Raw genomic sequence first — 6,366 nt, 5'->3', positions numbered from 1 at the left:
GACGCGTCCGTGGTGACCGGGCGGGGCGGGCTCGCCATCGACGACCTGGCGTGGATGCGCAAGTGTGCGGCGATCCGGGACGCGCTGCGGCGGGCACGGCCGCCGCGGCCCCTTCAGCAGCCCGCGCAACGCGGGCCTTCGAAGATCCATGCCTCAACGGTACGGTCCGCCTCCGACAACGGATGCGGCCGCCGGGCTGAACCCGGGGCCATCCCTGGGGAGTACGGGTCCGCCCCGGCGTACTTCAGGCGTGGTACGACGACGTCCTCGCCGCCCGGCACGGTGCGGGCGGCGAGGACGCGGAGACGTGGGGACGCGGGGCGAGTTCGTTACGCCTGCGCGTCCTCCGGGATCGACACCAGCCAGCGGGTCGCCTGGCGCGGGCGGAGGTAGAAGGCCCAGTAGAGGGTGGCGACCGCGGTGATGCCGCCGGTCCACAGCAGGTAGGCGGCCTCCTGCTGGGTCAGGATGTAGCCGAGGACCGCGATCAGCAGGACCGGCATCACGGGCCACAGCGGCATCCGCCAGGCCGGCGTGTGCTTGTGGGAGCCGCGGCGGGCCAGCAGGGCGGCGACCGCGACCAGCAGGTACATGCCGGTCACCGAGACGCCCGTCACGCCGTACAGGGTGTCCAGGTTGACGAAGCAGAGCAGCGCGCCGGGGACACCGACCGCGAGCGTGGCCACCCAGGGGGAGCCGAAGCGGCCGAGCTTGGAGAAGACGTTGTTGACCGGCTCGGGCCAGGCCTTGTCGCGGGCCGAGGCGAACAGGACACGGGAGTTCTGGATGACCATGACGATGCCCGCGTTGATGATCGCGAGGGCCACGCAGAGGCTGACGAAGGTGCCGACCGCGGAGTTGGACCAGGCGGTGACCATGGAGCTGATGTCGCCGCCGGTCAGCTCCTTGAGGTCGGAGGCGCCCAGGGTGATGGCGGCGACCGGGACCAGGATGATCACGGTGGAGATGGCGAGGGTGGCCAGGACCGTGCGGGCGACGTTGCGGCGCGGGTGCTCCAGCTCCTCGGAGAGGTAGACGGCGGTCGAGAAGCCCTGGGTGACGAAGAGGGCGATGGCGAGGCCGGAGACGACCAGCATGGCGGTCACGGTGTCCGTGTGTCCGTCCGAGCCCGCGACCTGCATGGAGACCAGGCTGCCGACACCGCGGTGACCGTGGGTGAAGCCCAGCAGGGCCACGACGCCGGCGGCGATGACCTCCAGGACCAGGAAGATGCCGGTGATCCAGGCGTTGGCGCGCAGGTCGAGCAGGCCGGCCAGGGTGGCGAGGAGCATCACGCCCGCGCCGGTCATCGCCGGGTCGAGGTGGACGATCGGCGCGAGGTAGTCGGCGGTGCCCATCGCGATCACCGGCGGGACGATCATCACGACCAGCAGGGACAGCACGAAGACGAGCCAGCCCGCGAGCCGCCCGGCCATCGTCGACACCATGGCGTACTCGCCGCCCGCGCTGGGGATGAGGGTGCCCAGCTCGGAGTAGCAGAACGCCACGGCGATACAGAGGAGGGAGCCGATGGCGATCGTCAGGGCGGTGGCGGTGCCGAGGGAGCCGAAGAGGTCGGGGACGACCACGAAGAGCGTGGAGGCGGGCGTGACGCACGAGAGCGTCAGCAGGGTGCCGCCGACGACGCCGATGGAACGCTTGAGCTTCTGGGGGCTGTCAGGGGCCCCGGAAGCGTCTATGACGGCTGTCTCGACAGGGCGGAGCGTGTCGGTCATGCGGCGGTTCCGATCGACTCGTGTGGCTGAGGGTGGGGTCGGGAGCGCTATCGCCTCCGGCGGCTCGTCTTGCGTTCGTCTCGTCCGCTCCCGGCGCTGCATAGAGAACCCCGACGAAAACCGCTGCGTCAATGGCCGTTTACCTTCGGAATTCGCATCCCCGACAAGACTTATGCGGCATCACTTTCACAGGCCGCAACGCCCTGTAGGCGCATCCATCAAGCCCCAGTGGAATCTGACCTTGCTTTCCAAGGTCATTTACCGTCAACCCCTTCGCTATCCGTTTGATCCCGCCAAAACGAGAATCGCAGCTGACGCGTCAAAAAAAAGTCAGGCCGTCCGGATACCGGACGGCCTGACAAGGGGCTGTACAGCCCTCAGTGGTTGCGCGGGAAGCCGAGGTCGACGCCGGCGGGGGCCTCCGACGGGTCCGGCCAGCGGGTCGTGACGACCTTGCCGCGGGTGTAGAAGTGGGTTCCGTCGTTGCCGTAGATGTGGTGGTCGCCGAAGAGCGAGTCCTTCCAGCCACCGAAGGAGTGGTAGCCGACCGGGACCGGGATCGGGACGTTCACACCGACCATGCCGGCCTCGATCTCCATCTGGAAGCGGCGGGCGGCCCCGCCGTCCCGGGTGAAGATCGCGGTGCCGTTGCCGAACGGGGAGGCGTTCATGAGGGCCACGCCCTCCTCGTACGTGTCCACGCGCAGCACGCACAGCACCGGGCCGAAGATCTCGTCCTGGTAGGCCTTGGCGGACGTGGGCACCTTGTCGAGCAGCGAGATACCGATCCAGTGGCCGTCCTCGTAGCCCTCGACCGTGTAGCCGGTGCCGTCGAGCACGACCTCGGCGCCCTCGGCCGCCGCGCCCTCGACGTAGGAGGCCACCTTGTCGCGGTGGACCTTCGTGATGAGCGGGCCCATCTCGGAGGCCGGGTCGTTGCCGGGGCCGATCTTGATCTTCTCGGCGCGCTCGCGGATCTTCTCCACCAGCTCGTCGCCGATCGAGCCGACCGCGACGACGGCCGAGATGGCCATGCAGCGCTCGCCCGCGGAGCCGTAGGCCGCGCTCACGGCCGCGTCCGCCGCCGCGTCCAGGTCGGCGTCCGGCAGGACCAGCATGTGGTTCTTGGCGCCGCCCAGGGCCTGCACGCGCTTGCCGTTGGCGGAGGCGGTGGTGTGGATGTAGCGGGCGATCGGGGTCGAGCCGACGAACGAGACGGCCTTGACGTCCGGGTGCTCCAGGAGGCGGTCCACCGCCACCTTGTCACCGTGCACGACGTTGAAGACGCCGTCCGGCAGACCGGCCTCGGACAGCAGCTCGGCGATCTTGAGGGAGGCCGACGGGTCCTTCTCGGACGGCTTCAGTACGAAGGTGTTGCCGGTCGCGATGGCGATCGGGAACATCCACATCGGGACCATCGCCGGGAAGTTGAACGGCGTGATGCCGGCGACGACACCGAGCGGCTGCCGGATGGCCGCCACGTCGACGCGGTTCGCGACCTGCGTGGACAGCTCGCCCTTCAGCTGGACGTTGATCCCGCAGGCCAGGTCCACGATCTCCAGGCCGCGGGCGACCTCGCCGAGCGCGTCGGAGTGCACCTTGCCGTGCTCGGCGGTGATCAGCTCCGCGATGGCGTCCCGGTTGGCGTCCAGCAGCGCCCGGAACTTGAAGAGGATGGACGTGCGCTGGGCCAGCGACGACTGGCCCCAGGTCACGAAGGCGTCCTTCGCGGCGGCCACCGCGGCGTCCACCTCGTCGACCGACGCGAACGCGACCTTGGTGGTGACCGCGCCGGTCGCCGGGTCCGTGACCGGCCCGTACGTACCCGACGCGCCTTCGACGGTCTTGCCGCCGATCCAGTGGTTGACGATCTTCGTCATGCCCAGAAACTCCTTTTACAGATGGCGGCGTCGGGTCGAGACGTGCCGTTCGTACAGCTCACGTGCCTTGACCGCGGACGATCGGGTCGCGGTCTCGGCCACAGGAACATCCCACCAGGCCTGCGCCGGAGGCGCGCCCGACACAGTGTCGGACGTTTCGGTCTCCACGTAGACACATGTTGCGGTGTCGGCGGCCCGCGCCTCGGCCAGCGCCGCGCGCAGGTCCCGTACGGTCTTCGCGCGCAGCACGCGCATGCCGAGGCTGGCCGCGTTGGCGGCGAGGTCGACGGGCAGCGGGGCACCGGTGAAGGTGCCGTCGTCCGAGGTGAAGCGGTAGGCGGTGCCGAACCGCTCGCCGCCCACGGACTCCGACAGACCCCCGATCGAGGCGTACCCGTGGTTCTGCACGAGCAGGATCTTGATCGCGATGCCCTCCTGCACGGCGGTCACGATCTCCGTCGGCATCATCAGGTACGTCCCGTCACCGACCAGCGCCCACACGTTCCGCTCGGGCGCGGCGAGCTTCACGCCGATCGCGGCCGGGATCTCGTAGCCCATGCAGGAGTAGCCGTACTCCAGGTGGTACTGGTCGTACGAGCGCGCCCGCCACAGCTTGTGCAGGTCGCCGGGGAGCGAGCCTGCCGCGTTGATGATGATGTCGGACTCGTCGACCAGGGCGTCCAGGGCGCCGAGGACCTGCGGCTGGGTCGGCCTGATGTCCGGCTCGTCCGCCTCGAAGCAGGCCTCCACGCGCTGCTCCCAGCGCTCCTTGTCCTCGGTGTACTCGGTGACGTAGGAGTCGGCGACCCGGTGCTCGTGCATCTCCAGCGCCTCGGTCAGCTCGCCCAGGCCGCTGCGGGCGTCCGCGACCAGCGGCAGCCCGGCCAGTTTGTGGCCGTCGAAGGGCGCGATGTTGAGGTTGAGGAAACGCACGTCCGGGTTCTCGAAGAGGGTGCCGGAAGCGGTGGTGAAGTCGGTGTGGCGGGTGCCCACGCCGATCACCAGGTCCGCGGTGCGGGCCAGCTCGTCGGCGGTCGCGCTGCCGGTGTGGCCGACGCCGCCGACGTCCTGCGGGTGGTCGTGGCGCAGCGAACCCTTGCCTGCCTGGGTGGAGGCGACCGGTATCCGGGTGGCCTCCACGAACTCCGCGAGGGTCTCCTCGGCGCGGCTGTGGTGGACTCCGCCGCCCGCGATGACGAGGGGCCTGCGCGCCTCCCGGATCACCCGGACCGCCTCGGCCAGCTCGGCCGGGTCCGCGCCGGGGCGTCGTACGGTCCACACGCGCTCGGCGAAGAACTCCTCCGGCCAGTCGTACGCCTCGGCCTGCACGTCCTGCGGCAGGGCGAGGGTGACCGCGCCGGTCTCCACGGGGTCGGTGAGGACCCGCATGGCCTGCAGGGCGCTCGGGATCAGGGCCTCGGGCCGGGTGATCCGGTCGAAGTACCTGGACACCGGGCGCAGGGTGTCGTTGACCGACACGTCGCCCGCGTACGGCACCTCCAGCTGCTGCAGGACCGGGTCGGCGGGGCGGGTGGCGAAGACGTCGCCGGGCAGCAGCAGCACCGGGAGGTGGTTGATGGTGGCCAGCGCGGCGCCGGTGACCAGGTTGGTCGCGCCCGGGCCGATGGAGGTGGTCACCGCGTGGGTGGACAAGCGGTTCGACTGCCGGGCGTAGCCGACCGCCGCGTGCACCATGGACTGCTCGTTGCGGCCCTGGTGGTACGGCATGACGTCGGTGTACTCGATCAGCGCCTGGCCGAGGCCGGCCACGTTGCCGTGCCCGAAGATGCCCCAGGTGGCGCCGATCAGCCGTTGCCGCCGGCCGTCGCGTTCCGTGTACTGGGCGGCGAGGAAGCGGACGAGTGCCTGCGCGACCGTGAGCCTCGTCGTCGAGGTCGTCATCGGTACCCCCCTGTGCTTTCTGCGTGATCCGGGTGGAAGCAGATCCGCCACTCCCGCGTCTCACCCGGACCGGACATGACGTTCAGGTAGTACATGTCGTGCCCGGGCTGGGCGATCGACGGGCCGTGCCAGCCGTCGGGGACGAGGACGGCGTCACCCGAGCGGACCTCGGCGAGGACGTCGGTCCCGCCCTCGCGCGAGGGGAATACGCGCTGATAGCCGAAACCGTTCGGGCCGTCGATCTCGAAGTAGTAGATCTCCTCCAGCTCGGACTCCTCGCCCGGCCGGTGCTCGTCGTGCTTGTGCGGCGGGTACGAGGACCAGTTGCCGCCGGGCGTGATCACCTCGACGGCGATCAGCTTGTCGCAGTCGAAACCCTGTCCATCAGCGCCTCCGGCGCGGGCGGCAGCGGCGAAGTTGCGCACCCTGCGGGCGCAGGTGCCGCTGCCGCGCTCCTCGACGGGGACCTCCGGCGCGGGGCCGTAGCGGGCGGGGAGTCGTCGCTCGCACTTCGCTCCTGCCAGGGCGAAGCGGCCTCCCGCGCCGGAGGCGATCAGGACCTGGGCGTCCCGGGGCACGTACGCGAAGTCGGAGACCCCCGCGAACACGCTTTCCCGACCCAGGAGTTGGATTTCTTCTCCCGCGATTTGCACGGTACATCCGCCCTGCAGCGGAAGCACGATCCACTCACTGTCCCCGGTGGTGAACGTATGTGTACCGCCCGGTGACAACTCCACGATGCGCAGGCTGCTGTGCGTCCATCCGGCCCGCTCGGGGTCGATGTCGACGGCGTACTGGGCGTTCGCGGTGGCGCCCCGGGGCAGGTGCAGTTCGGTGCTGGTCATGCG

At 70.0% G+C, this 6,366-nt stretch carries 4 protein-coding genes; all 4 read right to left on the bottom strand.

What is annotated here, in order from left to right; all coding sequences use genetic code 11:
* Positions 1-329: 329 nt before the first annotated feature.
* Positions 330-1,736, bottom strand: coding sequence for an APC family permease (locus tag ACWC5O_RS07720; RefSeq protein WP_450580561.1), 1,407 nt, complete (start codon positions 1,734-1,736; stop codon positions 330-332).
* A 377-nt stretch (positions 1,737-2,113) separates the two neighbouring features.
* Positions 2,114-3,616 (bottom strand): CoA-acylating methylmalonate-semialdehyde dehydrogenase, encoded by a 1,503-nt coding sequence (gene mmsA / locus ACWC5O_RS07715; RefSeq protein ID WP_450580560.1) that lies wholly within the window; start codon positions 3,614-3,616, stop codon positions 2,114-2,116.
* Between the two features lie 15 nt (positions 3,617-3,631).
* Complete coding sequence (gene iolD, locus ACWC5O_RS07710) at positions 3,632-5,518, bottom strand: 3D-(3,5/4)-trihydroxycyclohexane-1,2-dione acylhydrolase (decyclizing) (protein ID WP_450580559.1); 1,887 nt, start codon at positions 5,516-5,518, stop codon at positions 3,632-3,634.
* Positions 5,515-6,363 (bottom strand): 5-deoxy-glucuronate isomerase, encoded by an 849-nt coding sequence (iolB, locus tag ACWC5O_RS07705; RefSeq protein WP_450580558.1) that lies wholly within the window; start codon positions 6,361-6,363, stop codon positions 5,515-5,517. The genes iolD and iolB overlap by 4 nt, the downstream gene beginning before the upstream one ends.
* Positions 6,364-6,366 lie beyond the last annotated feature (3 nt).

The organism is Streptomyces sp. NPDC001450 (assembly GCF_053597295.1).
This window is presented reverse-complemented; position numbering and strand designations above follow the sequence as displayed.

What these genes read in the sequence shown, in the direction of transcription:
- mmsA (WP_450580560.1), bottom strand. Translation starts at nt 3,616, where the DNA reads ATGACGAAGATCGTCAACCACTGGATCGGCGGCAAGACCGTCGAAGGC.
- iolD (WP_450580559.1), bottom strand. Translation starts at nt 5,518, where the DNA reads ATGACGACCTCGACGACGAGGCTCACGGTCGCGCAGGCACTCGTCCGC.
- ACWC5O_RS07720 (WP_450580561.1), bottom strand. Translation starts at nt 1,736, where the DNA reads ATGACCGACACGCTCCGCCCTGTCGAGACAGCCGTCATAGACGCTTCC.
- iolB (WP_450580558.1), bottom strand. Translation starts at nt 6,363, where the DNA reads ATGACCAGCACCGAACTGCACCTGCCCCGGGGCGCCACCGCGAACGCC.